Raw genomic sequence first — 26999 nt, forward strand, 5'->3', positions numbered from 1 at the left:
GAGGAGAAGTGTCATGGAAATCGGAGCCATAACTCAATATATCGATGTCGCGCAGGTGACACTTTACGTATTTTGGGTGTTTTTCGCGATCCTGATTTTTTACATCAGGCTCGAAGACAGGCGCGAAGGATATCCGCTTGAAGCCGATGGCAGCGGAGCATTCAACAAGGACGCCTGGCTTTTTGTTCCGCCAGCGAAAACCTTCTTGCTGCCTCACGGCCATGGCGAAGTCAGCGTGCCGGATGACAAGCGCGATAATCGGGACCGACCCGTTCCGGGTGAAAAAATCGCGAATTTCGAAGGCGCACCTTATGTGCCTACAGCAGAGAACCCGATGCTAAGTTCTATCGGACCGGGGTCATGGGCGGAAAGATCCGACACCGTGGACCTGACTCACGAAGGCGCAGCGAAAATTGTTCCGATGCGAATCGATAAGGACTGGGCAATTGCTGAGGGTGATACGGATCCCAAAGGCATGCGCGTTGTCGGCTGCGACCTCGTGGTGGGCGGCACTGTCGTTGATGCGTGGATCGACCGCTCCGAACAGATGATGCGGTATCTTGAAATCGAAACCGAGGTCGGGGCCGCACCACGTCGCGTGCTTGTGCCGATGAACTTTACAGTCATGCGCAACACCCGCGAACGTGAAAAGATCTTTTACGTGCATGCGATCACTGGAGAACAATTCGCTGATGTTCCGGCGATTGCATCGGACAGCCAGATAACTTTGCTCGAAGAAGATAAAGTCACCGCTTACTATGGTGCCGGACTGCTTTATGCGACGCCGGCGAGGCAGGAGCCCCTGGCATGACCATGCATCCGAATTCGCCAGAACATGATCTGGAACCGGTCCCAGGCCTTCCGGCCCAGCTGCCGGTGGGTGAGAAAATTCTCTGGCAAGGTGCCCCCGACGGTTCACTGGTGGCCCGCCGGGTACTGAAGTCTCACTGGATTGCAGGATATTTCGGCGTTTTGCTGATCTGGACGCTGGTCAGTGGGTTTTTAGACGGGCGTCCATTGGGCGCAATTGCCTTTTCCGGTGGCGCGGTTTTCGTCATGTGCGCCATTGTGATGGGGTTGATTGAACTGTTTGCTTGGGGCGTGCAGAAGACCACGCTTTATACGATCACCAACAAGCGGATTGTCATGCGCATCGGTGTGGCTCTTTCGGCAACGTTCAACTTGCCTTTCAGCCAAGTTGTCTCGGCGGATATGCGCAAGGACGCGAAAGGCCACGGTGATATCAGCCTTGTCATGAAACCCGGGCATCGTCTCTCGTTTCTCGTTTTCTGGCCGCATGTCCGTGGATGGCATGCGGGCAACATGGTGCCGCAACTGGTCTGTCTCAAAAGGGTTGAAGATGTTGCCGCAATCCTCGGCCGGCAGCTGAGCCTGTCATCGGCCCGCGTGCCCTTGCAAGCTGTAGATCAACGGCCAGAAAACGCTTTCGTCAATGGTGCCTCTACGGTAGCTGCGGAGTAAGGAAAAATGGCAAAAAAGCTGTCATACGGAAGTCTGGACCGCAAACCCAAACGCCGCATCGTTCGATTTCCGGTTCTCCCGCTCTATGCAGCCTTTACGCTCATTGGTTTGGCGGTAACTGCAACGGTGTTTGGAACGGTGACTGGCATCGGGACGGTCAAGGACACGTTTGGCCAGCCAACCGCTATTCGGGACATAATCATCACCGGCAGCGTTTCGGAGCCGGTTTATGTATACGACGCCCGCACCGGAGACCTCATCCAGAGCTTTGAAGTACAAGACGGCGGATTTGTACGCGGATCGTTGCGGGCATTGGCTCGTTTGAGATTGGTCAAGGACGCCGACCAGGAAGCGCCCTACCGTTTGATCAGATGGGAAAACGGCGTTGTGTCGCTATCAGACACCGTTAGTGGAGAGCGCATTTACCTTAACGCGTTCGGCCCAGACAATGCAGCGGCGTTTGCAGCGCTGCTCGACAGAACGGGAGGAAGCCGCACATGAGCCTGATTTCAGCTCTTTTTCGACGAAAGGAAACCGTGCCTTGTACCGTTGAGATCAACAATACATTCGAGGCGCTCGGCGCTCATGTAAGGTTCGACGGTGGTGTGACGGTGGGCCCTGGGGACGAAGTGATGGTCGAAGGCGCGCCAGTGGATGTGCCGTATGGAGAAGAACAGACCTTCCGCCGAACTGCGGTTATCACTAGAGCTTCTGGTTTAGAACGGGTCTGGACGCGGGCGACCGGCGATCTCGAATTCATGGAACTTTGCGAATTTTCATTTTCAGAAAGGGCAATAGCATGAACAAGGCACTGGATACTGATATTGTCCAAAAAGACGCCAAGCCCGTTAACGAGACGACGCAAGCGGCGCTTGAATCGACAATGCTCAACCCCCGTTTTTACACCACGGATTTCGATGAGATGGATCGCATCGACGTTTCCGGCGTACGTGCTGAATGGGATGCGTTGATCGAAGAATTGCGATCCGACCCCAACAAAGGGCACTTTAAGCGTACCGCAGATTGGGATGATTTAGACATTGAAGGGCTGCCTGACGATCTCCGCCGAGAGCTGGTCGATTTTCTTGTGTCTTCGCTGACAGCTGAATTTTCAGGCTGCGTGCTTTACAAGGAAATGAAGCGGCGCGGCAAAAACAAAGAGATCTGCGAGCTTTTCGGGTTCATGAGCCGCGACGAATCCCGCCATGCGGGTTTCATCAATGATGCGCTTAAGGACTTTGGAATTGGGGTCAACATGGGCTTTTTGGCCAAGACCAAAAAATACACCTACTTCAGGCCCAAGTTTATCTACTACGCTACCTACTTGTCGGAAAAAATCGGCTACGCGCGTTATATTACAATCTACCGACACCTCGAACGTCATCCCGAAAACCGGATCCATCCGATTTTCAAATGGTTTGAAGAATGGTGCAATGACGAATTCCGGCACGGTGAAGCGTTTTCATTGATCATGCGCTCCGATCCCAAACTCATCAGCGGCCGGAACAAATACTGGATCAAGTTCTTTCTGCTGGCCGTTTTTGCAACCATGTATGTGCGTGATCATGCCCGTCCCGCGTTCCACAAAGCGCTTGGCATTGACATCAACGACTACGACATGAAGGTCTTCCGGTTGACCAGTGAGATTTCCAGACAGGTCTTTCCGTTGGAACTTGATCTCGACAATCCGAAACTGCTGGCTGGTTTCAAGAAGCTTGAACGGATCAATCAAGCGATCTGTGCTGCAGACGAGCGCGGCGGTGCGGGTGGCTGGATCGCTAAAAAATTCCACATGTTCCGGGCGGGATTGTCGTTTGCCGGGCTGTACCTGTTGCCGACAAAGGCGAATGAAATTCCGGCCACAAGCAGACTTCACCCAGTCTGGTGATCGGCTGGTAGAGAGGAAACACGATAGTGTCTGGCGTTGTTGCGGTTGGAATTGCGATCTTCACCTGGTGGTTTGCCACCGGCGTGGTCATGATTCTCGCGCGTCAGGGGGAGCGCCATGCAGGAATGGTCATGGCTCTTGTCACGATTGCAGCGCTTGGCGGACTTGCCGCACTTGCGTTGACGCGCGATAGCCTCACCGCAGTGTCAGCCTATATCGGTTTTTTCGGGGCCCTTATGCTCTGGGCATGGCACGAAACGGCATTCCTGTTGGGGCTGGTTACAGGTCCGCGCCGGGTCGGCCTTGAACAGTCACCGATCGAAAAAAGCCGATTTCGCGCGGCCTTCCGGACCGTGCGCGATCACGAGCTTGCGCTGGCTGCAACAATACTGTTTCTGGGGCTGTTGTTGGGCGGGGCGGCCAATCAGGCAGGACTATGGACATTTATTCTGCTATGGGGCATGCGGCTGAGCACCAAGGTCAATATTTTTCTGGGCGCACCCCATGCTGTGAATGAACTTTTGCCGCATCGACTTTCCTATCTGGAAACTTACTTTCGAACTGATCGTCTCAGCAGGGTGTTCTGGATTTCTTTGACCGGATGCACTGTTGTACTACTGAGCTTGATCGGGGCGGCAGCTTGGGCAAATTCGGAGTACGGACAGATAGTGGCGAGCCTGCTTGCCGCCTTCACCGGCCTGGCTTTGCTTGAACATCTGTTTTTGGTGTTGCCCGTCAAAGACAGCGCATTGTGGCATTGGGCGGCGCGGCTGTGTCCCGCGAAGCTTGAAAAAACTAACAAAACGGCAAATATGCCGGACAAACCAGAAGACTCCTGTCCGAAAACGGCCGGGGCGTAGGCGAAAGGAACGTCTTATGGATCTGAACGGATATCTTGAGGAGCGTCTCAACGCCCTTCATGAGAATGGCAATTACCGTGTATTTGCCGATCTTGAGCGCAAGGCCGGACAGTTTCCGCGAGCGCATCGCCATCGTTCCGACGGGCAAGTCGAAGATGTTACGGTGTGGTGCTCCAACGATTATTTGGGCATGGGCCAGCATGAGAAAGTCACTTCGGTCATGACCGAAGTGATTGCGAAATGTGGTGCCGGCGCGGGCGGTACCCGCAATATCTCAGGGACCAATCACTATCATGTCTTGCTGGAGCATGAGCTGGCCGACCTGCATGCGAAAGAAGCTGCGCTTATCTTTACCTCCGGGTACGTCTCCAATTGGGCGGCATTGGGCACACTGGCTTCTCAGGTCCCAGGAATGATTGTCTACTCCGACGCCCTTAATCATGCCTCCATGATCGAAGGGATCCGTCACGCGCGCTGCGAAAAACGGATCTTCAAGCACAATGATCCGGCAGATCTCGCCAGGCTTATGGCTGCGGACGATCCGCGCGCACCAAAGATGGTCGCATTTGAGAGTGTCTATTCCATGGATGGCGATATCGCTCCGATTGCAGATATCTGCGATGTGGCAGACCGCTTCAACGCAATCACGTATTTGGATGAAGTCCATGCTGTTGGGATGTATGGTCCGCGCGGTGGTGGCGTTGCCGAACGCGAAGGCCTCATGGACCGCGTAACGATCATCGAGGGAACGCTCGGAAAGGCGTTTGGGGTGATGGGCGGTTATATCACGGGTTCAAAAACTATTGTTGATTTCGTGCGCTCTTTCGCGAGCGGCTTTATATTCACAACCGCTCTACCACCGGCGCTCGCCGCTGGTGCTGCAACGTCAATCCGTCATCTTAAGGAAAGCACTTCAGAACGCGAAGCACACAAGGCAGCCGTTGCAAAAGTGCGGGCGGCACTTGACCGGCGGGGTATCCCGCACATGCCAAATCCAAGTCACATAGTGCCGGTAATGGTGGGCGATGCCAAAAAGTGCAAATGGATTTCCGATATCCTTCTCGACAACTATGGGATCTATGTCCAGCCGATCAACTATCCGACCGTGCCGGTTGGGACCGAGCGCTTGCGGATAACTCCTACACCGTTCCATACGGATTCGGACATCGATCACCTCGCTTGTGCGTTGTGTGACTTGTGGTATCAATGCGCCCTCGCTCGGGCTGTGGCCTGACCTCATGTCTGGGGTCGTTTCTTTCACGCTTTTTGCGTTTGAAACGGTTCCTTCCAAGTGCTGGGCATTAGGGCAAATGGCAGTCGCCAAGCGCCATCTTCGAGCTATTCCGCAACTCGAGTTCTTTAGACTAATGGGTACCGGAGCGGGTGCGGGGTTTTCCATACGGCCGAACTTTGGTGTTTTTTCGTTTTTTGGTGTATGGCCAAATATCGATGTCGCTAAGGACCAGCTGTGTGAAGCGCCTGTGTTCAGACGGTACTTTAGCCACGCAAAACGAAGCTGCACGTTTCTCCTGGAGCCGGTATCGAGTCGGGGAGCTTGGGATGGCTTCGAGCTTCCCATTGATGACCCCGCACCGTTCCAGAACTGGCCTGTCGTGGCCTTGACACGGGCGACGATCAATCCGTTCAAGGCGCGTGCTTTCTGGCGCCACGTTCCGGCGATTTCTGACCGGGCGGAGCAGGACAAGGCGCAGTGTTTTATGATTGGCACAGGTGAATTGCCCTGGTTCAGACAGGTGACGTTTAGCGTCTGGCGTGATGAGAAAGCGCTAAGACGGTTCGCGAGACAAACGCAGAGCCATGGCGTTGCTGCAAAGCGAGCATTTTCTGAATCCTGGTTTCTTGAATCTTGTTTTTCTCGGTTTAACCTCTTGGGTATCTCCGGAGATTGGCCAGGACTTCAGAATGTTTCCGAGCTTCTCGAACCGCGGAAAAGGCCGGACCCGCAACGGCTTCCTACACGAAGTGACGAGGTTTTGGTTTGACCCATCAACCAATCATCATCCCGGCAATCGCATCAGATGGCAGCCTGTACCCGGTCGAAAAACTGCAGGCGCACCGGGAGGCTCTATTCCATATGGCCGTGTCGGTGTTCGTGTTTGACGGGCCGCTTTTGCTGATTCAACGCCGGGCGATCGGCAAGTACCATTGTGGTAGCCAGTGGGCCAACACATGTTGCAGCCATCCACATTGGAACGAAGACCACAAAATATGCGCCGAGCGACGTCTAAAAGAAGAACTTGGATTCACCGTTCCACTAACTGAACAGCGGGTGTTCGAGTATTCGGCCGATGTAGGAAGCGATCTTCACGAACATGAACAGGTCACTATGTTCACGGCTGATGTAAACCGGGCAAGCCTTGACATAGTCCCAAATCCCGAGGAAGTCAGTGAAATCCGTTGGGTTGGGGCGAATGACCTTCGCGATGAAATCGCGCGTTCGCCAGCCCATTTTACACCTTGGTTTCGGATTTACATGGACGAATTCCCGGATTTTTCCTTTTAGTTGAACACGATACGCGACCTTCACGAGGGCATATTCGTTTCGTCCGAGGACCAGTCCCTCCGAACTGCCGTTTGCTGCATGCATGGCAAAAAAAACCAGGCTGCGGAACAGCCTGGCCAGTTGCGGGCAAAGGTACGTGCGGGCCCTACTCAGCCAACACAAGTCTGGTTTGTTCGTCGTCTTTGGTCTTGAGCGAAGACGTGTCTCCAGGTGTCTCGGCTGGAGCGAGTGTTTCCGTAACGCCCGGTTGATATGTCGTGTAGTCCGGAACCCCGGTACTTGTCTTTTCGCTCAAAGCATCCATGTAGTCTTGGAGCATAGAGACACCGTAGAGCGGTTTTTGAACGCCGTTGTGGCAAGTTGAACAGCCGACCTTAAATACATCTCCTTCGGGTCCAAGGCGGTTCTCTGGAAATACCGGTGTCAGCCCGACCATATAGTCGTTGTTCAAAGCGCGGCTCATGCGGATGCCATGCCATGCGGTAACACGTTGTGGCGGGCTTTGGTCCCATTCGTTAAACGCACGGCTGTTGTGGCAGGTCGTGCAGTTGGCACCCAGGCTTTCTGACATGTGCATCATCAACGCCCAAGTTGCCTCGGTCTCCTTGGTCGTAGCCGGATTGTCACCTGTTGGAAGGGCGGTATCCGAATGAACGCGGATTTCCTGGTCGCCAAGGAGATAAAGTGCCAAGGCGTTCTGTGGCATCGATGTGCGGCCGACAAACTCACCAACAACGTTTTGACCTGCGCGATAGCCCAGGTCGCCGCCGGCTGGCTTGGGTTCATTGTCGAACCACCAAACGTTCTTTGGTACCGGCTGGCCCCGATGGCAGGTGTAGCAGGTCACCCCGACGTTGGCGACGTGGGCCTTCCAGTCTTCATTGATGGCCTGGTTCATCTGGATCATCCGTCTCGACACTACTTTTGTGTAGACATCGTCGAGTGCGAAGTTCTCCTCATTGTGGCAGTAAGCGCAGCCTTGTTCAGGTGAAACCCATTCGGTGATGGAGGCCATAAACTGGTTGAACTGATCATCCGAGAGATCCCCCAGAACCTGAACGTTTTCGTATATTTCGCCGGCTTTGGGGCCGGAAGGATCCGGATCCCACGGAGCTTCCGGAACCTCGTTTGCGATACGAAGCTCGTTTTCTTTTTCTCGGTCCTTGGTCAGGTACATGCCGGTGCCGCGATAGCCGATTTGCTCGGAATCCACAGGTGGTAAGTCCCAGTCGGTTCTGAAGATCATGGCGGCGCTGAACAGCACGACACCGCCGACCGCGAAGGGTACCCAGAGTTTCATTGTCCCGATCCTCCCAATGCTGGGTCAACGACGGTGCCCCAAGCTTCCGGGATTGGCGTCGGTGCGACGATCCCGTGTTTGATGCCCCAAAGGTACCAATTGTCGACAACCGTGCCGGTCAGCAGGATGCCGATTCCGCCGGTGATCGGTGTCAGTACTGCAAACCACCAGGCCCAGCGGTGTACGGATTCCATTGTAGCGTTGAACCCCATGGTCCAGCGCCAGAACAAAGCGGCGCGTTCAGACGCGGTGCCCCGGTCCGTGATCTGTTCGAGTTCGCGCTCGCCGCCATAGCGGGTTACTGCCAGGATGGTTGCGCCATGCATGGCAAACAACAGAACTGAGCCGTATAGGAACACGATCGAAAGACAATGGAATGGATTGTAATATAGGTTGCCGTAGCGGATTGAGAGAGCTGCGGTCCAATCGAGATGTGGGAAAATCCCGTAGGGCACGGCTTCGGCCCAGCTGCCCATCAAGATGGGCCGGAACAAGCCTAGCACCAAGAACAACCAAATGGCTGCGGCAAATGCCCAGGCGACATGCGTCCCCAATTCAAGCTGCCGGGCCCGAGTGTAGACACGCACCCACCACAACAGCACCGAAGCAAGCAGGAACAAACTGGCGATGAGATACCAGCCCCCCTCGCTGAGCGGGACAAATGGGGAGAGGCCATACTTGGCGGGCGGCGGCTCGAGGGCAACCCAGAATAATTGCCTGATGAATTGGATAGGATCCCATCCGACGGAGGCGAGCATATTGAAGCCCGTGATCACGAACCAGACCGTCCCACACAACAGGGAAGCAGTTCCGAGGAATCCCAGATAAATCGGCCCGATCTGCGCGTTGCCGAACCATCCGGCCAGCCAGTTGAAAAACGGTTTTCCGGTGCGTTCGTCATTGCCACGGGGCAATGGGATTCCAGCTTCAAGCGGGCCGCGGACCTGGATCTGTGTGAAGATGTTTTGATATTCCATGTTCCTATCCTCCTCAGCTCCAGATCGGCAGGTCGAGCCACCAGCTCCACCATTGTGGCCAGCCTTGGTTCCAGAATGGGCCGCTCAAGACGATACAGACCGCGCTCCAGAAGCCCGCATTGAGGGCCAGAACCAGACCGAGCCGGTGGATGCCTAAGGTGCCGATCGAATAGCCAATCGTGTCCCTGAAAAACGTGTCTTCGTATTCTGGGACTTTCACCTCGGCTTTTTTCGGCGGGAACTCTTCAGTGTTACCTGGATTGGCGGCTGACAGGATCAGGCCACCGTGCAACGACAGCGCTAGGGTCGTTGTGAAGAAGAACGTCACAGCGAGCATATGCGCCGGATTGTAGTGGAAGTGCAGATACTGATAGCCAACGTTGGATACCCAGTCGAGATGACTGAAAATCCCGTAAGGGAAGCCGTGTCCCCATGCGCCCAACAGAAACGGCCGGATGACCACCAATGTTACGTAGGCGAAGATCGCGACGCCGAATGCGAAGGGAACATGGTAGCCGATGCCAAGTTTCCGGCAGATTTCAACTTCGCGCAGGGCCCAGGAGCAGAAGGCTCCAATGGCGCACACGGTAATGATCTGCCAGAGCCCACCATCGGCGAGTGGTGCAAGGCCTAGACCATAGCTCAAGTCAGGCGGGTCAATTGAAATACGCCAGATATTCCATGTTGGGCCGAGGGCCGCACCATACAAAATCAGCGCTGTGCCAAGCGTGGCAAAGAAGATCGTCGTCATCCCGAAAAAGCCGAGATAGAACGGCCCGATCCAGAAATCGAACAGATCGCCGCCAATCAGAGTGCCGCCGCGGACACGGTATTTTCGTTCGAAGCTCAAGAGTGCCATCGTACATTCCCCCGATTGCGGTGAACCGGCATGTTGGCCGTTTGGACCAGGTAAGTTTGAGTTCGGAATTGGCTGCGGGCGAACACGGGTGCGCCGTCCGCAGCCAGATATTGGTTTGTCTTCCAACCGTTACCGAAGACCGAGTTGGACCTCGGACCCGACTGGCTGTTGGAGCTGGTTATTGAACCGGTGCACCAACCAGCCAGTTGAAGCGCTCCGTACTCAGCAGGACGAGGTGAATCATCACTGCCAGGCCGAAGAGGAAAACGCCCTGGACGACCAGCGTTTTGCGCGGGTCGAATAGCATCCAGATTCTCCACATTGTGCTTCTCCCTTAGGCTAGTGTTGGAAGGAGCGCCGTGACCGTTTGGCCGACGCCTTCAAGAGACGCATAGCCTTCCGGTCCCGGAATCCACGGGCGCCAAAACCAGACCAGCAAGTGTGCGACGACAGCAACCGCCACAAACAGGAACATGCCCTGGAGATAGTACTTGTGGAACTCCTGCGCCTCGCCTTCGGACATGCCGGTCAGCGAGACGGAATTTGGACTGGACATAAAATTACCTCCTAGTCACAAGCGCTGCGGCACCCCGCAGCCGGGTTGCTTTCGGGTGTCATAAGACGGCCCGTCAGCGGTCACGCCCACCATGACAGAGGGCGATCCTTCATTGCGGCTACACGATGAACGCATAACCTGCGGTTGCGTGGGCAGCTGCCCAGGCTTCCGAAATAAAATTCTGGTCCGTCCGGCGGGGCTGGCCTTTCAGTGCATAGCCGGCACGGCGGAAAATCACCATTGCAAGGCAAAGGATGAAGGACACGGCGACGAGCAGCCGGTATTCCGCGCGGTCTTGCCAATTGTCGATGCGCCCCTTGTGCTTCATTCTGTCCGACCGCATGCGATCCTCCACGTTATGCCGGGCGATGCGCCCGTTGGGTTCAAACTGCATTTCCCAATGCCTTGCGGCGGAACGTCGTTTCGACATCGTCCACCATGACAACGTCCCGGCCTTTGTTGCGGGCCGAAGCTTCCGCTGCATCCCGTAGCCGTTTCGCCGCTGAAATCCGGATCAGGACGGGTTCTTTTGAGATCAAATTTTCCAAATGCTGGGCAGCTGCGTCCTGCCAGCTCACCTCGGCTGCTGCACGGGCAGGCGTTGCTTCGACCTGGTCCATTTCCGTCGACAGGGGAAGAATGTGGAACAGAGCGTCGAACAGGGCATTGCAATATTCCTGCGTAAGCCAGACAGCCCCGGAAAAACCCATAACCGGTGTCCCCGTGTGGCGGCGGATAATGGCGCCGGGAAAGGATACGGGTATGTAAGCCGCGCGGGTTCCTGTTTCGGCGAGATAGAGCCGTTCATTGTAGGATCCGAAGACAATCATCGGCTTGGTTTCAAAGATCTGCCGCCGGATCTTTTCATTGTCGGGTTTTACGCCGGCGGACCTGCGCTGCGAAAAGGCGCAAGGCATGCCAAGATCGTCTTCCAGGAAATTGCGAATGCCGCGTTCATAGGTTTCGCTCGCCACCACGGCAAAGCTTGCCGTGCCGAAAAAGTCTTGCGTTACGGAGCGCCACAGATCCCAAAGCGGCTTCAGTGTTGTGTGCCGCTCCCGCTCAATAAATGGTTCCGGATCGAGGTCGAGCAGTTCTCCCAATTTGCGCAGGAAGGCAGTGGTCGAATGCAGTCCAATCGGAGCCTGCAGATAGGGCCGGTCGAGGCTTTCGCATAATTGGCGCCCGAACTCCCGATAAAGGCATACATTGACTTCCGCATCTGCAAGTCTTGCGACTTCGTTCAAATGGGATCCTAACGGGAACGTCATGTTGACTTCAGCGCCGATGCCCTCGATTAGCCGGCGGATCTCCGCTAGATCAGACGGCATATTGAAGGTGCCGTAGATCGCACCGACGATATTGACTTTTGGTTTTTCACCTTCTTTACGCGGCTTAAGCGCCTTTACTTTTCCTTTGTGCGGCCCGTACTCTGTCCAAAGCCATTTCAGGGCGCGGTCGGCCGATTGCCATTGGTCTTCGTCAATAGTTCTTGGAAGGAACCGCAGGATGTTTGTACCTTCCGGCGTGACACCACCGCCGATCATTTCAGCTATGGAACCGGTAACGACAACTGCCGGCAGTTCCGGATCCAGCACTTTGCGGGCCCGTTTCATAGCCTGTTCGGTGCCATGTTGCCCAAGTTCATCCTCGGACAATCCGGTTACGACAATCGGAAGTTCGTGCGGGGGCAGGGCATCTGTGTAATGCAACACAGAGGTAACAGGCAGATTTTCGCAGCCCACCGGGCCATCAATAATCACCTGAAGGCCCTTGATTGCGGTAAAGGCATAGACCGATCCCCAATAGCCGCCGGCTCGGTCGTGATCGATGATCAACATCCCACGGCCTCCCCGTTGTCGACAGCGTTCTTTGCGACCCTGCTGGTCTTGGCGTGGCGCTTACGCACCGCTTCAAGATCGCTTGGGGTCGTTTCCCATACCCCAGCCTTGTCGCCTTGACCGACACCTTCGAAGAAGGATTTCATGTCATCAAAACGCGCCTTGTTGGCCATCGCGGCATTAATGACACCTGCCAGAGATCCCGCTCCGGCCGGCCCCATCAGCGGCCTGGCCGAAATCAGATTTGTAAAATAAAGAGCTGGCGTTGCTCTCTCTTTGGCGTGCTGCACGACCGGTGTCGTTCCAATGGCAAGATCCGGCAAAAACTCTTCAACCGCTGCAATATCCTGCTCAAGAGATGCGCGAAATTGAACATGAACGCCTTTGGCGCGCAGCCAGTCTGCGTCATCGCGCGACATATCCGTTGAAGGACATGCGCTGCCGACATATCGGACATCGGCCCCGCTCTCGATCAAAAGGCGAGCGACCAGCAGCTCCGAGCCTTCGTAACCAGACAGCGTTATCCGGCCCGAAATTGGGTTCGCCTTCAAAGCTGCTGAAATCGCATGCCGTATCCCGTTGCGCACCTTGTCGACCTGTGCCTGTGGAACATTACAAGTCTGGCCGATCGCCTGAAGCCATGCATCGGTTCCCTCAGCTCCCACCGGTGCTGAGCCGACCACCGGACGGCCGGCCGTCCGGAATTCCCTTATTGATGCGGTGTAGAACGGGTGAATTGCAGCGACCGCAGCGCAATCAAGCGCAGAGTAAAGTTCACGCCATTCTCTGACTGGCGTTACCGGACCGCAGGCAAGCCCCATTGGCTCAAGCAGTTTCCCAATGATGACCGGGTCTGCCGGAAACATCTCACCCAAAAGCGTAACAGTCGGCTTGTCATTGACGCCGTCGCGCGGCGGCATAACCGGGCCCGTTTCGGCTTCCCTACGGGCATAGGCAAGCATAGCGGCAGACAACACATCCTTTGCCTCGGCATGGGTCGGCACACCAAAGCCGGGAACATCAATCCCTACGATCCGAACACCGTCAATTTCCTTTGGCAACATTTGCAAAGGGATGCCAGAGGCGGTTGGAACACACAGATTGGTGACGATGATTGCATCGTATTTTTCCCGATCTGCCATGAGGTGTACCGCATCGCGGATGTCCTCGTAGAGTTTGCCGGTTACAAGACTTTCTGAATTAAAAGGCACATATCCGACCGACCGGCGCGCGCCATAAAAGTGAGACGTGAAGGTCAATCCGTACACGCAACATGCAGAGCCGGACAGAATTGTCCCTACACGACGCATGCGCAGTCCAACCCGGAGCGAGCCAAAGGCCGGGCACATGGATTGCGGCTGGTCATGAGGGCCAACAGGATAGTCCTTGCTGAAGCCTTCGAGCAGCTCTTGCTTGCCTGACGCCATGGCTGCCGCCCGCATTTTCTCCGCCCCTGCATGGCAGGCGGTGTCAACGGTATCTGCCGCCGTTGGGCTTTCCACCTGAGGGCTGGCCATGTTGGTCGAGCGGTCCATGATCCTTACACCGTGTCGTAGATGATTTCGAGGGAAGGTTTGGACAGCGAACTGGCAGCACACATGTCCTCTTCGGTTGCCGGATCCAGAACAATGCCTGAGGTCTTGTCGGATGCTTCGAAAAGCCCGATCAGATCGTCCTGGGACAGTGGTTCAGGCAGGATCGGCGGTGCTTCGCCAAGTGCTGTAGCCAGCTGCCCGAACAACGGCCCCCACTGGTTCTCCGGATGTCCGATGATCTGATAATTCGCGCTTTTGCGCCGGATATCTTCGTGCTGCGGGATGGCGGCGAGCACCGGTATGCCGACCGATTCAGCAAATGCCTGCGCCTCTCCTGTTCCATCGTCTTTGTTGATCACAAGGCCAGCAACGCCAACATTGCCGCCGAGCTTGCGGAAATACTGGACTGCTGAACAGACGTTGTTGGCGACATAAAGCGATTGCAGGTCGTTGGAGCCTACGACCACGACTTTCTGGCACATGTCCCGGGCGATCGGCAGGCCAAAACCGCCACAAACGACATCGCCCAGAAAGTCGAGCAGAACATAGTCGAAGTCCCAGTCGTGAAAGCCTAGTTTTTCAAGCGTTTCGAACCCGTGGATGATGCCGCGCCCGCCGCAGCCACGGCCGACCTCTGGTCCGCCGAGTTCCATCGCGAAAACACCATCCCGCTTGAAGCACACATCGCCGATTTTAAGATCTGCACCCGCCTCTTTCATTTTCGAAGAAGTTTGGATGATTGTCGGGCACGCCTTGCCGCCAAAAAGCAGGGAGGTGGTGTCGCTTTTCGGATCGCATCCGATCAGCAGGACTTTTTTTCCCAATTGCGCGAGCATGTAGGACAGGTTGGCAAGGGTGAAGCTCTTGCCGATGCCGCCCTTGCCGTAGATCGCGATAATCTGCGTTTCCTTGGTGGCTGGTCCGGTTATTGGTTCCGGTAGAGGCGCTGCAGCCTCCTTGCGCAGGGTGTCGTAAACCTTCGAGACACCGTCGGTGATTACGCCGTCGCTCATTGCGGTGTCCTCCAATCAAGTATCATTTTGACGCAGGCCGGATCCCAAAAAGCGGTTTGGTAGGCCGATGGCGCGTCGGAAAAACGGGCTGTGTGTGTGATCAAGCCTTTCAGGGACAGGCGTTCCTGGGCGATCAGTTTTGAAACAGCGGACAAGTCTTCCGGCTTGAACTCGGTCGCGATCTGAATACGTGCTTCACGCATGAAGGCTGGTGCGAATGCAAAAGAAAGCCGCTCGTCATAGAAGCCAGCGAGCGTGATCGTACCGCCGGGCTCCAAATGTGATACACACAAGTCGATAACATCCTGAGTGCCGCTGGCGTCCAGGATTGTATGAAACCGCATGTCCTTCTGGTTTTCTGCGCAACTGACGTTGTAAGGAAATTTGCCGCTTCGGCGCACGGCGTTCTTTTCCCAGACAGCGGCTTGCGGCATATCAAGGGCTTCCATTACGCGAATGACAAGCCGCCCCAAAAGCCCATGACCGATCACAAGATCTGGTGCTTCGGTTCCTGGACGCATCAAAGCGTGATGTGCAGTTGCTGCCAGAGACAGCAATGTGGCATCTGCCTCGAGGGATTCATTTACCGCAATAACACGGGAGGCCGGTGCAATGAGATGTGAAGCTGTAGCGCCAAACAGGCCGGCTGCGTCTTGGTAGCAATTGGCACCTGGAACAAGCACGATGTCGCCGGTCCTATGCTTTCCGGCTGCATCGCCTTTCAAGACGCGTCCAACGGTTTCGTAGCCGGGAACAAGCGGGTAGGTCAGGCCCGGGAAGACGGGCATCGTGCCCTCGAACAGACGTTTCTCAGTGCCTGAACTGATGCCGCTCCAAAGTGATTCCACCAAAACGTCTGCGCCAGACTGCTCCTTCAGCTGAAGGGGTCTTACATCGACCGATTGCGGTGCTTCAAAAAGGACGGCGTTTGTTTCCATGGTTCTTGGCAAGCCTGTATTGTCAGGTTGCGCTCCTCCTAATGTCAGAATAAATGTACATCTCAAAGTGTCAATCAAATTTTACATAGATAGGTGTAAGTGCGGTGTTACGCCTGGACCTCTAAAACCGTTAGAAGCATCGGATTTGACGTCTTTATCAGGCGGAGGCGCTTGAAACCTGCCAGTTTGGTCAAGTCATTGATTTCACATGGTGTGCGGCATCGGCCGCCGCCCATCGCAAAGAGATAAACTGAAAAATAGGCCGCCGAGATCTGTTCGGCCTTCGAGGTGCCGGCCATCGGCTCCGCTATCATAAGCTTGGCGCCAGGTTGCATAGCCTTGCGCACATTACTGAGCAGTCTAATGACAGAATCGTCTTGATGGTCGAACAAGACCCGGATAAGGCAGTAAAGGTCGTGGTCCCGAGGAACCTCATCGTCAAAAAAGCTGCCGCTATGGAAAATGCACCGGTTGGAAAATCCGTGTTTCTCCATGGCCTCTTGCGCCTCGGCGATGACGGCCGGTAGATCGAACAGATGCAAGGAAAGGTGTGGGTGCCGCGTGCCAATTGCTCTTAGAAAACGCCCGGTTCCTCCGCCGATATCGACGATTGTTTTGAAGTCACTGAACCTGCAAGAGGCAGCAATCTCGTCTGCCAGCATTTGCTGGCTAGAACTCATAACCTGCGAATAGGCTTTTGCCTCTGCGCTATCTACGCCGTGTTTTCCAGTATAGCTCCAGAACGTGTGCAATTCTGTGTCACGGTGTCCCGTGTGCAGCAGCTGTTGGGCTTGGAGTAAATCCCGGTAGAGCACATCATGATGGCGGATCATGTCCTGCAAGCCAGCATCCGAAGCAACCACTGCGCCATGGTCGCCAAGTGCGAACATACCATTGTCCAATTTTTGCAAGATGCCGAGCGCTGTTGCTGATTGTAGCCAGGGTTCAAGATTCCGAACAGGGAGATCAAGCCGGGCGGCGATCGCGGGAGCTGGCAAAGGTTGCTGCTTCAGTAAATCCAAAATGCCCGATTTCAAACAGACGGACAGAACCTGCGACTGGACAAATCCACTTATGATCGTCATCAGGTCCGCAGCCCGTGCGTTTGCAAACCGGCGGCCGAACGGCATCCGTCTCAGCCAGTGATGAAAGGCTGGTGTGCTGACCGCGCGTTGACGCAAAAGACGGATCCGGTCCCGCAGTCCGAGGCGGGTTTTGCCATCCTGTGCGGGTGAACCTATCGCAGCGTTTTCAGACATGGCCTTGTTACGCTGCCGATTGAGCCAGTTTCTTTGGCACTAGCCGCTTGGCTTCGCCGAGGATCAATTGCCGGAGCATGTCCGCGCCGGCACATTCCGGGATCGCATCTGCTGCTTTGCGGACGGTTTCCTGCAACAGAGTGACAGCGCCTGCAAGCCCCAGTTCCTCGACAGCATTGGGCCGGGCATGAGCCACGTCCTGGCCCACCGGTTTGCCGAGTTCTTCGATCGTTGCAGCTGTATCGCGTAAATCGTCAGCGACCTGGTATGCTGCCCCGAGCGCTTCTCCTAGTTCAAGCCACTTGAGTGGATCGGCGTTGGACGCAATGGCGCCCGCTGCTGTTGCCCCGGTAAATAATGAGGCGGTTTTGGCGCGGTGATAGTCGCGCAGATCAATTTCCGGCTCGCTTTCCCATGCTTGTCCGGCAACAAGGCCGTGTGGCGTGCCGACTGCGCGGCCAATAGTGGTTACCAGCGGACCAAGTGTCTCAGGCGCCTGAGCACATCCGCGTGCCAATGTTTCAAATGCAGACACAATCAGCCCATCGCCCGCAAGAACAGCGAGCGGTTCGCCGAACTCCGCGTGGACAGAGGAGCGACCGCGGCGCAGATCCGAGTCATCAAAACATGGTAAGTCGTCATGAACGAGCGAGGCGCAGTGAAGCAACTCTATCGCCGTTGCGGCAGCTGTAGCTGCATCCGGGTTGCGATCTCCGGAGGCTAGCGCAACGGCGAGGCATAAGCGGGGCCTGATCCTGGCTCCACCCGGAAAGACTGCGTGTCTCACCGCGGCGCAGACTTTCGGAGGTTTCCCCCCTGCAGTTGCAAATGTGATTGCCTGCTCCAACCCGCGCTCAATGCGATTTTGCAAGTTCATCACACGCCCCTTGTGTCATAATTTCTATACGGTAGACAATGTCAAATAAGATTGACACAATGAAATGGAATGTCAACCAATGTTGACGGAAGTTCTTGGATGATGCTTGAGAAACCGGTCGTAGTTGTTGGGGCAGGCTTTGGTGGCTTGGCGGCCGCAATTCACCTTGCGTCGGCCGGCGAGCGGGTTCTGCTGCTCGAACGGCAAGCCTATCCAGGTGGCAAGGCACGCCAAGTGCCGGTCGGTGGCGCAAGGATCAATGGGGGTCCAACCGTTCTCACCATGCGGTGGGTGTTTGATGATCTTCTGCAGAAGGCGGGCGACACACTTGAGCGCGCAGCTCAGGTGCAGGCTGCGGACCTTTTGGCGCGTCACGTCTGGAACGCCGGCGGTTACCTTGATCTATTCGAGGAGCCTTCAAAAAGTGCCGCCGCAATTGAATCGTTTAGCGATGTGGAAAATGCCGAGGGCTATCTTCGGTTTTGCGCCGACAGTGCAGATGTTTTTGAGAGATTGAAAACGACCTTTATCGACGCGCAACGGCCGGGACCATTCGAGCTGACCCGCCGGATGGGCTTTGGGGACCTTTCGGGCAACTTGAAATTGCGACCTTTTTCTACGCTCTGGAAGGCGCTTGGTGACTATTTCCCTGACAAGCGGCTCAGGCAATTGTTCGGCCGCTATGCTACCTATTGTGGATCATCGCCGTTTGAAGCGCCTGCCACCTTGATGCTGGTCGCGCATGTCGAGCAATGCGGCGGCTGGCGGCTGCCGGGTGGAATGAGTTCCCTGGCTGTTGCGCTTGTTCGGGCAGCTCAAAAGCTCGGTGTCACTTTCCAGTTTGAGACGGAAATCGACAGGATCGATATAGCCGGCGGGCGTGTCCAGGCGGTCAGACTGGCGGGCGGAGATCAGATCGATGCGTCTTCGATCGTCTTCAACGGAGATGTCTCGGCATTGCCGGCACTTTTGCGCCCGGATAATTCAGCCCGCTCTTTCAGCCCGTTAACACAGCAGGAACGATCGCTGTCTGCGGTCACTTTTGCCATGAATGGCAAGCCGACAGACTTCCCGCTGGCCTATCACACCGTGTTTTTTGCATCCGATTACCAAGATGAATTCGATGCTGTATTCCGGCGCGGCACAATGTCTCCTGGAGGCACCGTCTATGTCTGTGCGCAGGACCGTCTGGATGACCAGGCACCTGCGGGTGCCGGCAAAGAGAGGCTTTTGTGTCTCGTTAATGCCCCAGCTGCCGGCGATAGAAACCTGCCGGATCAACAAGAGGTCGCATCATGTCTGAAGACGTCAATCGAACTGATGGAACGATGCGGATTAAACCTCGATCCAGACCCTGCGGACCTGGTCACGACTGGTCCTACGGACTTTCACCGGTTGTTTCCGGCCTCTGGGGGAGCGCTTTACGGTCCGAAGACCCACGGCTGGATGGGGGCGTTCAACCGTGCAGCGAACCGGACCGAAATCCCGGGATTGTATCTGGCGGGGGGCAGCGTTCATCCGGGACCGGGCGTGCCGATGGCAGCGCTTTCCGGGAAACTTGCGGCGGAATGCTTGGTGTTGGACCGCGGTTCGATGCGCCGGTTCCGCCGGGGGGGTATCTTTGGTGGTATGTCGACGGCTTGAGTGAATGCGGGCGTTTCGGGTTGAGCGTCATCGCTTTTGTTGGGTCTGTCTTTTCACCCTATTACGCTTGGTCAGGCCGCAAATCGCCGGAAAACCACGTGTGCATCAATGTTGCGCTTTATGCGCCTTCGGGAAACCGTTGGGCCATGACCGAGCGCGGTCGCGAGGCACTTTCGCGTAATGCTGAGTCATTCAGGGTCGGGCCAAGTTCGCTGACCTGGCAGGATGGTGCTTTGGTGCTCAATCTGGATGAGCGCGCTGTGCCGCGGCCGCCCAAAGAGTGGTATCCGGAGCGCCTGCGCTGCCGAATTCAATTAATACCCAAAGCAGTTACGAGGCGTCAGTTCTGTATTGACGCGCAAGGTGATCACAACTGGTGGCCGATTGCGCCTCTGGCTGACATCTCGGTTGAGTTCGAAGGTGCCCGCGAGAGTTGGACCGGTCACGGTTATCTGGACAGCAATTGGGGTTTGGAGCCTCTGGAGTATGGTTTTGAGTATTGGGACTGGGCCAGAGGCGTCTTGCCGGATGGCCGTGCCGTTTTGATCTATGACGTCAATCGCAAAGACAAGACCCGCCATTGCCTTTCATTAACAGCGTCTGAGGATGGCGCCATTTCAGAGCATGATAAGCCGGCTAAATCCAGTCTGCCACATGGTTTTTGGAGAATGAAACGTAGTGGCCATCATGACGAGGGAGCTGCAGCCGAGGTCCTGTCGACGCTCGAGGATAGCCCGTTTTACATGAGGTCCAAACTGAAAACCCAATTGTTGGGGCAACCTGTTGAGTTAATTCATGAAAGCCTGTCCGGCGACCGGTATGCCTCGCCTCTTGTGAAGCTGATGCTGCCGTGGCGCATGCCACGCAGGTCAGGCTGGTAAGCGGGTCAGGAGTCGGGCGGCGGGTTTTCGCGCTCTTTCCGCTCGCGCTCTTCACGTGCTTTGATATCGCGCTTCAGCGACTTTTGCTGCCAAATGATGAAGGCGATGAACCCTCCGAAAACCAACACAATCTCAAGAAGCGCAGCCTCAGGCATTCAATCCGCTCCGTTCATGGTTTTCCCTGCGGCGCATTTCGGACAAAGCTATCAATTCCAGCATCCGTGCAGCCTTGGCGTCGAGACCATGAACACGCTGAGGCATTGATTTAATGCATGGCTCGGTCAGAAACCGGGTCGCAGGATCGGGCGGCGCGGTATCGCATCTGCGCGTCAGACTCGTTTTCAAGCACGCCAAGCCAACGAGAAATAGTTTTTTCGTGGTGCTGGTATGGGCGCGTCTTGTGATGCTGTCGAATCTGTTCCTTGCAACTTCGTCTCCGATTGCGCGATATATCAGCCCCGCGCTTGTGATCGCGATCCGGCATCCAAAAGGTAGCTCGGCAATACCCGTAAGTGCCCTCTTGTAGAGGATATCGGCCTCGGTGAGCAGCCGCTGCGTCGCACGCCGGATATTTTCAGTTTCGCCGCCGCGTTCAAGATACAGCGGTAAATCATGTTCATCACCGGACAGCCATTTCAGTGGCAGATAAACGCGGGCGTTCAAAGCATCTTCGCCGACATCCCGCGCAATGTTTGTAAGCTGCATTGCTAGACCGAGGTCGGCAGCGCGAGCAAGAGTTGCTGCATCCCGTTGTCCCATCACCAAAGTCATCATGACACCGACGGTTGACGCGACGCGGGCTGCATAGCCCTTCAAGTCCTCCAATGTCTCATAGCGCTTTCCAGCCGCGTCCCAGGCGAAACCCTCAATCAAGGCGTCGGGAAGGTGCCGAGGAATGTCAAAGTGTTTGACCAGGATTGCGAAAGCCTGATCACAAGCCTCTACCGGTTTTTGAGTTGAATAAATCACACTCAGCCGGTTGCGCAGAAGCTCCAAGCTTTCTTGCGGATCAAAGGCATCGTCGATCAAATCATCCGCATTGCGGCAAAATGCATAAAGTGCACGGGCGGCGCATCTCGTGTCGGGTGGTAGAAGCAGTGAGGCGGTCATAAATGACTTCGACCCGTCATTGATTGCAAGGTCACAGGTGCGTTGTAGCTCGGGAGGCAAAGCAAACGGTTTAGGCGTTTTGGCGAGCATGCGGCACCACGGAGTCAAGAATTTTGGCTGAGGAGATAACCCCCGGAAGGCCGGCACCGGGATGCGTTCCAGCGCCAACGATATAGAGGTTTTCCAGCTCTTCGCTTTTGTTGTGCGGCCGGAACCAGGCCAGCTGGGTTAGAAGCGGTTCCATTCCGAAGGCCGCCCCCTTGATCGATAAAAGTTCGTTCTTGAAGTCGACCGGTGTCATCAGTTTTGACGTCACCACGTGATGCCCAAGGTCCGGCAACATTTCTTTTGCCAAATACGCTTCAATTCGTTGGCGGTAGCGCTCCACAAGATCCGAAGTCCATGTGAATTCGGCTTCCAGGTTGGGCACCGGCGACAGCACGTAAAAACTGTCACACCCATCCGGCGCCATTGACGGGTCGGTCGCTGTTGGCCTGTAGAGATACAGACTGAAGTCTTCGGCGAGCACTCTCCTGTCAAAAATATCGGTCAGAAGACCCTTGAAGCGTGGGCCCATGACCACTGTATGATGATCAATATTGGGATATGTCCTGTTTGTTCCGAAATACCACACGAAGAGACTCATGGAGTGCTTTGCCCGATCGATCTTTGCGGCTGTCCATCGTTTAGCCCGTTGAGTCTTCAAAAGGTTCTTGTATGTCCAGCCGGTGTCCGCGTTTGAGACGACAATCGACGCAGGGATTGTGGTGTCGTCGCTGAGCGTAACTCCCGATGCTCGACCTTTGTCTTCGTCGATCCTTGCAACTTCGGCGTTGCAAATCACTTGTCCGCCTTGCCCGTCGATCAGATTGCACAACCCCTCCACAAGGGCGTGTGTGCCTCCCATGGCATAATGAACGCCATATTGTTTTTCCAAATAGGAAATGAGACTCATCATGGCGCTGGTTCGCAGCGGGTTGCCTCCAATAAACAGCGGATGAAAGCTCAAGGCTACGCGCAACCGCGGATCTTTGATGTGGCGTCCCACAAGGTTGAACACCGAGCGATCGGCGCGCCTTCTGATCAAATCCGGCAACACGGCTGCCATAGCGGCCAAGCTCCCGATTGGTCGATCCACCATGCCTGTAAAGCCTGCTTCGAAACAGCGGGCACTTTCTTCAAGGTAGCGCTCATAGCCTGCAACATCCCCGGGGCTGAGGCGGCTGACCTCAGCCCTAATGCGGGTTTCATCTGCAGATGGCCGGAATTCGGATCCATCATCGAAACGGACGGCGTAGAACGGGTCAAGGGCGACCAGTTGAACATCATCGGCCAGGGTCTTGCCGCATAATTTCCAGAGCTCTTCCAGAACGAATGGGGCCGTAATGATCGTCGGCCCCGCATCGAAGGTGAAACCATCCTGGCGGAACCGGCGTGCCCGCCCACCCGGCTGATCAAGCCGTTCCAGGACAGTGACGCGATACCCACGGGCTCCAAGGCGGACTGCAGCTGCCAGCCCGCCGAAACCCGAGCCGATGACCACTGCATGTGACCTGCCATCTTCGGCATTGCGTTGTAGAGCAATATGGCGCTGATACGTCATGGGTGTTCCAATCGGCTAGTTGCGGTGAAGAGCGGCTAAGCTGCTGCTTTCGACGTCTCCCGGATCAAATTTGCGACGATTTGCGGTTCTTCTTCATGGACAAGGTGCCCGCCGTTTTGAACGCACAAGAATCGTCCATTTGGCAAACTGTGCGCCGCTGCCTTGGAAACACGTGCCGGAACCATGCGGTCATCCCGGGCGGCGATCAGCAGCGTTTCGCTTTCGATTGTTCCAAGGTCTTTGATAAGCGGCGCCAGGTCCCAGCCTGCCATCATCCCGAGCGCTCCGCGGACATGTTTGGGCGTGTTAAACAGATGGCGGTAACAAGTCATGCTGTTTGCTGGCACATGCGATCCGGTGGCGCGGATCAGGCGGTCAGACAGGCCCCCAAACCGCGCTTGAAATGCGAAAACCCGAGGGGTTAGGGGATTGGCAAACAAGAGTTTTGCCAGGGGCGACAGGATGCTGGCGCCTGCAATCTGTTCCAATGCGCTGTTGACCCCGAAAATATTAGTGTTTGCTAAGGTGCCGGTTTTAGAAAGCTGAAGCAGGACCGCTGCCCCTGCAGAGTGACCGACTGCGTTAGCTGGCCGAATGTCCAGTGCGTCGAGCAGTGCCGTAAGCGCGGCTGACATGCCTGGAAGGCTCAGCTGTTGAGAAGTCGCATTGCGTGTGAAGCCGTGGCCAGGCAGATCCGGAACAACGACATGCCAATCCTCAGAGAAAAGACGGGCAAGCGGACCCATGGAGTGGCCTGATGCTCCGGTGCCGTGCAGCATAAGGCATACCGGCTGCGCGGTGTTCCCGAAGAACTGAACGTGCCAATCGATGTTGGCAGCGCGCACAAGACGGCTTTTGTTGCGATCAGGCCATTGTGCTGTTTCCAGTTGCCGCGTCAACCAATCCGGACGGGATGGGGCGCTGCGACCATGTGCTGCATTGGCGTTGGTTTGTGGCGGCGGGGAACGTGTCATGTCTTTTCTGCCAGATGGCGGCTGACAATCTGCGATACGGCGGATGCAGTGACATGCGGCAAGGCGCAGTACTCAGCCTCCATCGCCTTGGCTAGATCCAGAGCCAACGGCTTCGGCCGGGCCGCGATGTCGATAAAAATGGACCTGATACCCAATGCAGCGCCTTGCCGGGCCAGCTGAACAGCTTCCTCGGATGCCGATTTGCGGTCCACGTTTCCAGCAAGGCTGATATTGCCGCGCCCGTCCGTAAGGTAGACGATTAGGGGCGTCTGTCCCCTCTGTTTTGCGTGTTCGGCCAGTTCAAGAGAACGCATGATACCGCTTGCCAAAGGCGTTGCTCCACCGCCTGGCAGCGCTGCAAGGCTTCGCTTCGCTCGCACCAATGACCGGGTTGGCTCAAGCAGCGTGTCAGCGGATGTTCCGCGAAACGCGACAAGTGCGACACTGTCCCGGCGGACATAACAATCGGCAAGGAGCAGCTCTACGGCGCCCTTTGCTTCCGCGAGCCGGGACAGTGCTGTCGACCCCGAGGCGTCGACAGCGAAGATGGCAGTGGTTTCCGATCGATGCTTGAAACGTACAAACCGGAAATCTGTGGGTGAGATGCGCAGGCCAAGATCCGCCGTCCAACCCATTTGAAGTGCAACTGGGTTCCGCAACCTCTGCCAGGGTATCGCAGCCCGCAATGTGGCCGAAATGTTGGGGCGGACGCCTGAAAAAGGTGCTTTTGCTGTCAGCCCAACCGGGCGGCCCCGGCTGCTTTTTAAGGTTCGGTTTCCTGATTTTCCGGTCTTCGCATTGCGCAAGGCTCTCGACTTTTTGTCGCTATTCAGAGCACCGGTAATACTCGCGTTTGCCGCTTGAACATTCACCAGAAGGTCTTCCAGGTCGGAAAGCGTTTCTGGAAACTTGTCTGTGTTCTGGTCGGCTTCTTGTTGGGATGATTGGCTGTCTGATTGCTGGTCCGGTGTGGCTGCGTCCTCCGTGGGCGCTTCAGCGACTTCAGGAATGGCTATATCTTTGAAGACAAGCCGCGCAGCATGCGCGAGATGACTGTCGGTCGCGTCGTTGCGGCCATCGAGTGCGGCAACCATGCGAGCGATTTTTGAAAGCCCGATTTGAACGCGGAGTGACCCTGAGCCAAGAAGAACAGCCAAATCGGAAATCTGCTGTTGTTGCTTGTCTGACAGCGTAACCTGCTGCCAATCAACAGGCTGATTGGTGCGATTGCCTCGGCCAGTGTCCATTGTCTCAATGGTTTTCAAGTCGAGGCCGTCGACACAAACATCCAAGACTAAGCGCTCGGAAAGAACAGCGGGAAGCTGCGGCTGCTCGTCTCCTGCCTCGTCAAAGGCGACGATCACGCTTCGGATGGCGCCGCCTCCCTTTTGGGTGTCTTGCTGCAGAGTGCCCTCGGCAGCCTGGGCCAGAAGCGAGGCCGATGCCGCCTCCAGGCGCTCGGCCATAGAAACCAGAATGTAGCCTCTGTTGGCGCGCTCCAAACTGCCGACCCTGCGGGTGATCCGTCCGGCGACAAGGGATGCGACAACGTCTATATCGCTACGTAGATTTTCCGGCGTGCAATTGGACGGAATTCGAACCAACGGCCGCTCATTTGGGATGCTTGATTTTAGATAGACCAGCCACTTTTCACGTGCCGGAGAGGGACTACCCCGTACCCTCGCAGACACACCTGCGTCTGGAAAGTGTGTCAGAAGGCGCGCGGCGAGCAATGCGTCTTGCCATTTTTGCTGTCCGGCAGCGATATTGCCGACGGTATCAGGCATTTCCCACCGTCATTTGACTGACCTCTCCAAGGGCCCGGCTTACCCGCGCCGTCGATCCGGCTTCGTCCAGTGGATCACGGCGCAGCCTGTGGCACAGAGCCATTGGCGCAACTGAAACCGCGTCTTTCAGCGTCACAGTGCTACGTTTTTCGAAGGCGGCGTGTGCGCGCGCCGCACGGATCAGAGTCAACTCGCCTCGAAGACCATCGATCCCGAGCCGCAAACAAAGCTCTGCACAAAATGCGAAGACACTGTCCGGAGTTTCCATGTCCGGGATCAGTTTGCGCGCAGCAAGTACTCTCCGCTGGAGTTTTTGATCCATCGCCGCCCAATCAGCGCAAAAACTACCTGTGCTGGCTTCGTAGGCCTCCCGCCGCTTAACGACCTCTACGCGCGTTTTGACATCCTTCGGCGAGGAGACGTCAACTGACAGTCCAAAGCGGTCGAGGAGCTGTGGCCGGAGTTCGCCTTCTTCGGGATTTCCGCTGCCAACCATAATGAACTTTGCCGGATGCCGGACGCTCAAGCCTTCGCGTTCGACAACATTCGTCCCGGAAGCCGCGACGTCCAACAGCAAATCGACCAGATGGTCTTCCAGCAGATTGACTTCATCAATGTATAAAAAACCTCGATGGGCTTTGGCGAGGAGGCCGGGGGCAAAACTCCGTTCTCCTTTGAGAAGAGCTTTTTCAAGATCGAGAGCGCCGCAGACGCTGTCTTCGGTCGCGCCCAGTGGCAAGTCGACGATCGGGGCGGTCACTTTCACTTTTGCAGGTTTTGGGGAGCTGTTGCAGATCGTGCATTCCGATGACGGGTGGGCTGGTACACAATTGTAGGAACAGCCTTTGCGTGTCTCAATTTTCGGCAATAAATTTGCAAGTGCACGCACAGCAGTTGATTTGCCTGTTCCCCGGTCTCCGAAAACCAGTACACCACCGAGCGCAGGCTCGATCGCGGCCAGCAGCAAGGCGTGTTTCATTTCGTCTTGACCGACAATCGCGGAAAAAGGAAAGGGGCTTTGCATGATGTTGGGCCCTTCGCGTTCTGTAGTCACCAACCGGACCAGTCCGGCATAGCATGAAGTGTCAACT

General features: G+C 55.9%; 29 protein-coding genes. 11 read left to right on the forward strand and 18 right to left on the reverse strand.

Translation table 11 applies throughout. The features are described 5' to 3' along the window. Positions 1-13: 13 nt before the first annotated feature. From puhA to JM93_RS12935, 9 genes are all read left to right on the forward strand, one after another. Positions 14-811, forward strand: a complete 798-nt coding sequence (gene puhA, locus JM93_RS12895; RefSeq protein ID WP_145344025.1) for a photosynthetic reaction center subunit H — start codon at positions 14-16, stop codon at positions 809-811. Continuing rightward, a complete protein-coding gene (puhB, locus tag JM93_RS12900) occupies positions 808-1482 on the forward strand; it encodes a photosynthetic complex putative assembly protein PuhB (RefSeq protein WP_244300837.1) in 675 nt (224 codons plus the stop codon). Before puhA ends, puhB begins: the two co-directional genes overlap by 4 nt. Before the next feature lie 6 nt (positions 1483-1488). Continuing rightward, the gene (gene puhC / locus JM93_RS12905; RefSeq protein WP_145344027.1) at positions 1489-1983 is read left to right on the forward strand and encodes a photosynthetic complex assembly protein PuhC; all 495 of its coding nucleotides are present in this window, start codon (positions 1489-1491) and stop codon (positions 1981-1983) included. Continuing rightward, positions 1980-2285: a hypothetical protein gene (locus tag JM93_RS12910; protein WP_145344029.1), complete on the forward strand. Its 306-nt coding sequence runs from the start codon at positions 1980-1982 to the stop codon at positions 2283-2285. Before puhC ends, JM93_RS12910 begins: the two co-directional genes overlap by 4 nt. Beyond that, positions 2282-3370, forward strand: coding sequence for a magnesium-protoporphyrin IX monomethyl ester (oxidative) cyclase (gene acsF / locus JM93_RS12915; RefSeq protein WP_145344030.1), 1089 nt, complete (start codon positions 2282-2284; stop codon positions 3368-3370). The genes JM93_RS12910 and acsF overlap by 4 nt, the downstream gene beginning before the upstream one ends. 26 nt (positions 3371-3396) lie before the next feature. Further along, complete coding sequence (puhE, locus tag JM93_RS12920) at positions 3397-4230, forward strand: putative photosynthetic complex assembly protein PuhE (RefSeq protein WP_155197641.1); 834 nt, start codon at positions 3397-3399, stop codon at positions 4228-4230. Positions 4231-4246: 16 nt separating this feature from the next. Beyond that, on the forward strand, positions 4247-5464 hold the full coding sequence (gene hemA, locus JM93_RS12925; protein WP_145344034.1) for a 5-aminolevulinate synthase: 1218 nt from the start codon (positions 4247-4249) through the stop codon (positions 5462-5464). A gap of 76 nt (positions 5465-5540) precedes the next feature. Further along, on the forward strand, positions 5541-6233 hold the full coding sequence (locus JM93_RS12930) for a spheroidene monooxygenase (protein WP_145344036.1): 693 nt from the start codon (positions 5541-5543) through the stop codon (positions 6231-6233). Next, entirely contained in the window at positions 6230-6754 is a 525-nt protein-coding gene (locus JM93_RS12935) for an isopentenyl-diphosphate Delta-isomerase (protein WP_208995152.1), read from the forward strand. Before JM93_RS12930 ends, JM93_RS12935 begins: the two co-directional genes overlap by 4 nt. Positions 6755-6899: 145 nt before the next feature. On the opposite strand, the gene pufC is transcribed toward JM93_RS12935, so the two are convergent. The 12 genes from pufC to JM93_RS12995 form a co-directional block, all read right to left on the reverse strand. Continuing rightward, positions 6900-8054, reverse strand: a complete 1155-nt coding sequence (pufC, locus tag JM93_RS12940) for a photosynthetic reaction center cytochrome PufC (RefSeq protein WP_145344038.1) — start codon at positions 8052-8054, stop codon at positions 6900-6902. Continuing rightward, positions 8051-9031, reverse strand: a complete 981-nt coding sequence (gene pufM, locus JM93_RS12945; protein WP_145344041.1) for a photosynthetic reaction center subunit M — start codon at positions 9029-9031, stop codon at positions 8051-8053. Before pufM ends, pufC begins: the two co-directional genes overlap by 4 nt. 13 nt (positions 9032-9044) lie before the next feature. Further along, on the reverse strand, positions 9045-9890 hold the full coding sequence (pufL, locus tag JM93_RS12950; protein ID WP_145344043.1) for a photosynthetic reaction center subunit L: 846 nt from the start codon (positions 9888-9890) through the stop codon (positions 9045-9047). A gap of 178 nt (positions 9891-10068) precedes the next feature. Then, positions 10069-10212 carry a light-harvesting antenna LH1, alpha subunit gene (pufA, locus tag JM93_RS12955; protein WP_145344045.1) on the reverse strand — a complete coding sequence of 48 codons (144 nt, stop codon included), beginning with the start codon at positions 10210-10212 and terminating at the stop codon, positions 10069-10071. A gap of 12 nt (positions 10213-10224) precedes the next feature. Next, positions 10225-10446 (reverse strand): light-harvesting antenna LH1, beta subunit, encoded by a 222-nt coding sequence (pufB, locus tag JM93_RS12960; protein ID WP_145344047.1) that lies wholly within the window; start codon positions 10444-10446, stop codon positions 10225-10227. Positions 10447-10564: 118 nt separating this feature from the next. Then, the gene (locus JM93_RS12965; RefSeq protein WP_145344049.1) at positions 10565-10789 is read right to left on the reverse strand and encodes a hypothetical protein; all 225 of its coding nucleotides are present in this window, start codon (positions 10787-10789) and stop codon (positions 10565-10567) included. A gap of 40 nt (positions 10790-10829) precedes the next feature. Next, entirely contained in the window at positions 10830-12287 is a 1458-nt protein-coding gene (gene bchZ, locus JM93_RS12970) for a chlorophyllide a reductase subunit Z (protein WP_145344051.1), read from the reverse strand. Next, complete coding sequence (bchY, locus tag JM93_RS12975; protein ID WP_244300845.1) at positions 12281-13804, reverse strand: chlorophyllide a reductase subunit Y; 1524 nt, start codon at positions 13802-13804, stop codon at positions 12281-12283. The genes bchZ and bchY overlap by 7 nt, the downstream gene beginning before the upstream one ends. A gap of 23 nt (positions 13805-13827) precedes the next feature. Beyond that, positions 13828-14835, reverse strand: a complete 1008-nt coding sequence (locus JM93_RS12980; protein ID WP_145344055.1) for a chlorophyllide a reductase iron protein subunit X — start codon at positions 14833-14835, stop codon at positions 13828-13830. Then, positions 14832-15773 carry a chlorophyll synthesis pathway protein BchC gene (gene bchC / locus JM93_RS12985; protein ID WP_145344057.1) on the reverse strand — a complete coding sequence of 314 codons (942 nt, stop codon included), beginning with the start codon at positions 15771-15773 and terminating at the stop codon, positions 14832-14834. Before bchC ends, JM93_RS12980 begins: the two co-directional genes overlap by 4 nt. Before the next feature lie 107 nt (positions 15774-15880). Next, positions 15881-17032, reverse strand: a complete 1152-nt coding sequence (locus JM93_RS12990) for a methyltransferase (protein WP_145344059.1) — start codon at positions 17030-17032, stop codon at positions 15881-15883. A 7-nt stretch (positions 17033-17039) separates the two neighbouring features. Further along, positions 17040-17909, reverse strand: a complete 870-nt coding sequence (locus JM93_RS12995; protein ID WP_145344061.1) for a polyprenyl synthetase family protein — start codon at positions 17907-17909, stop codon at positions 17040-17042. 99 nt (positions 17910-18008) lie between these two features. Here JM93_RS12995 and crtD point away from each other — a divergent pair, with 99 nt between their 5' ends. Next, positions 18009-19553, forward strand: coding sequence for a 1-hydroxycarotenoid 3,4-desaturase CrtD (gene crtD, locus JM93_RS13000; protein WP_341873632.1), 1545 nt, complete (start codon positions 18009-18011; stop codon positions 19551-19553). After that, positions 19478-20434, forward strand: coding sequence for a carotenoid 1,2-hydratase (locus tag JM93_RS13005; protein ID WP_244300838.1), 957 nt, complete (start codon positions 19478-19480; stop codon positions 20432-20434). Before crtD ends, JM93_RS13005 begins: the two co-directional genes overlap by 76 nt. 5 nt (positions 20435-20439) lie before the next feature. Here the strand turns inward: JM93_RS13005 and JM93_RS21735 are convergent, their stop codons facing one another. From JM93_RS21735 to bchI, 6 genes are read right to left on the reverse strand one after another with little or no spacing between them, the layout of a single operon-like run. Next, positions 20440-20589, reverse strand: coding sequence for a hypothetical protein (locus tag JM93_RS21735; protein ID WP_155197640.1), 150 nt, complete (start codon positions 20587-20589; stop codon positions 20440-20442). Further along, positions 20582-21634 carry a phytoene/squalene synthase family protein gene (locus JM93_RS13010; protein WP_145344063.1) on the reverse strand — a complete coding sequence of 351 codons (1053 nt, stop codon included), beginning with the start codon at positions 21632-21634 and terminating at the stop codon, positions 20582-20584. The genes JM93_RS21735 and JM93_RS13010 overlap by 8 nt, the downstream gene beginning before the upstream one ends. Continuing rightward, entirely contained in the window at positions 21615-23147 is a 1533-nt protein-coding gene (locus JM93_RS13015) for a phytoene desaturase (protein ID WP_145344065.1), read from the reverse strand. Before JM93_RS13015 ends, JM93_RS13010 begins: the two co-directional genes overlap by 20 nt. A 35-nt stretch (positions 23148-23182) precedes the next feature. After that, the gene (bchO, locus tag JM93_RS13020) at positions 23183-24121 is read right to left on the reverse strand and encodes an alpha/beta fold hydrolase BchO (RefSeq protein WP_145344068.1); all 939 of its coding nucleotides are present in this window, start codon (positions 24119-24121) and stop codon (positions 23183-23185) included. Then, complete coding sequence (locus JM93_RS13025) at positions 24118-25908, reverse strand: VWA domain-containing protein (RefSeq protein ID WP_145344070.1); 1791 nt, start codon at positions 25906-25908, stop codon at positions 24118-24120. Before JM93_RS13025 ends, bchO begins: the two co-directional genes overlap by 4 nt. Further along, complete coding sequence (bchI, locus tag JM93_RS13030; protein WP_145344072.1) at positions 25901-26932, reverse strand: magnesium chelatase ATPase subunit I; 1032 nt, start codon at positions 26930-26932, stop codon at positions 25901-25903. The genes JM93_RS13025 and bchI overlap by 8 nt, the downstream gene beginning before the upstream one ends. Positions 26933-26999: the final 67 nt, after the last annotated feature.

The sequence above is a fragment of the Roseibium hamelinense genome, from assembly GCF_007830545.1.
Taxonomy (GTDB): domain Bacteria; phylum Pseudomonadota; class Alphaproteobacteria; order Rhizobiales; family Stappiaceae; genus Roseibium; species Roseibium hamelinense.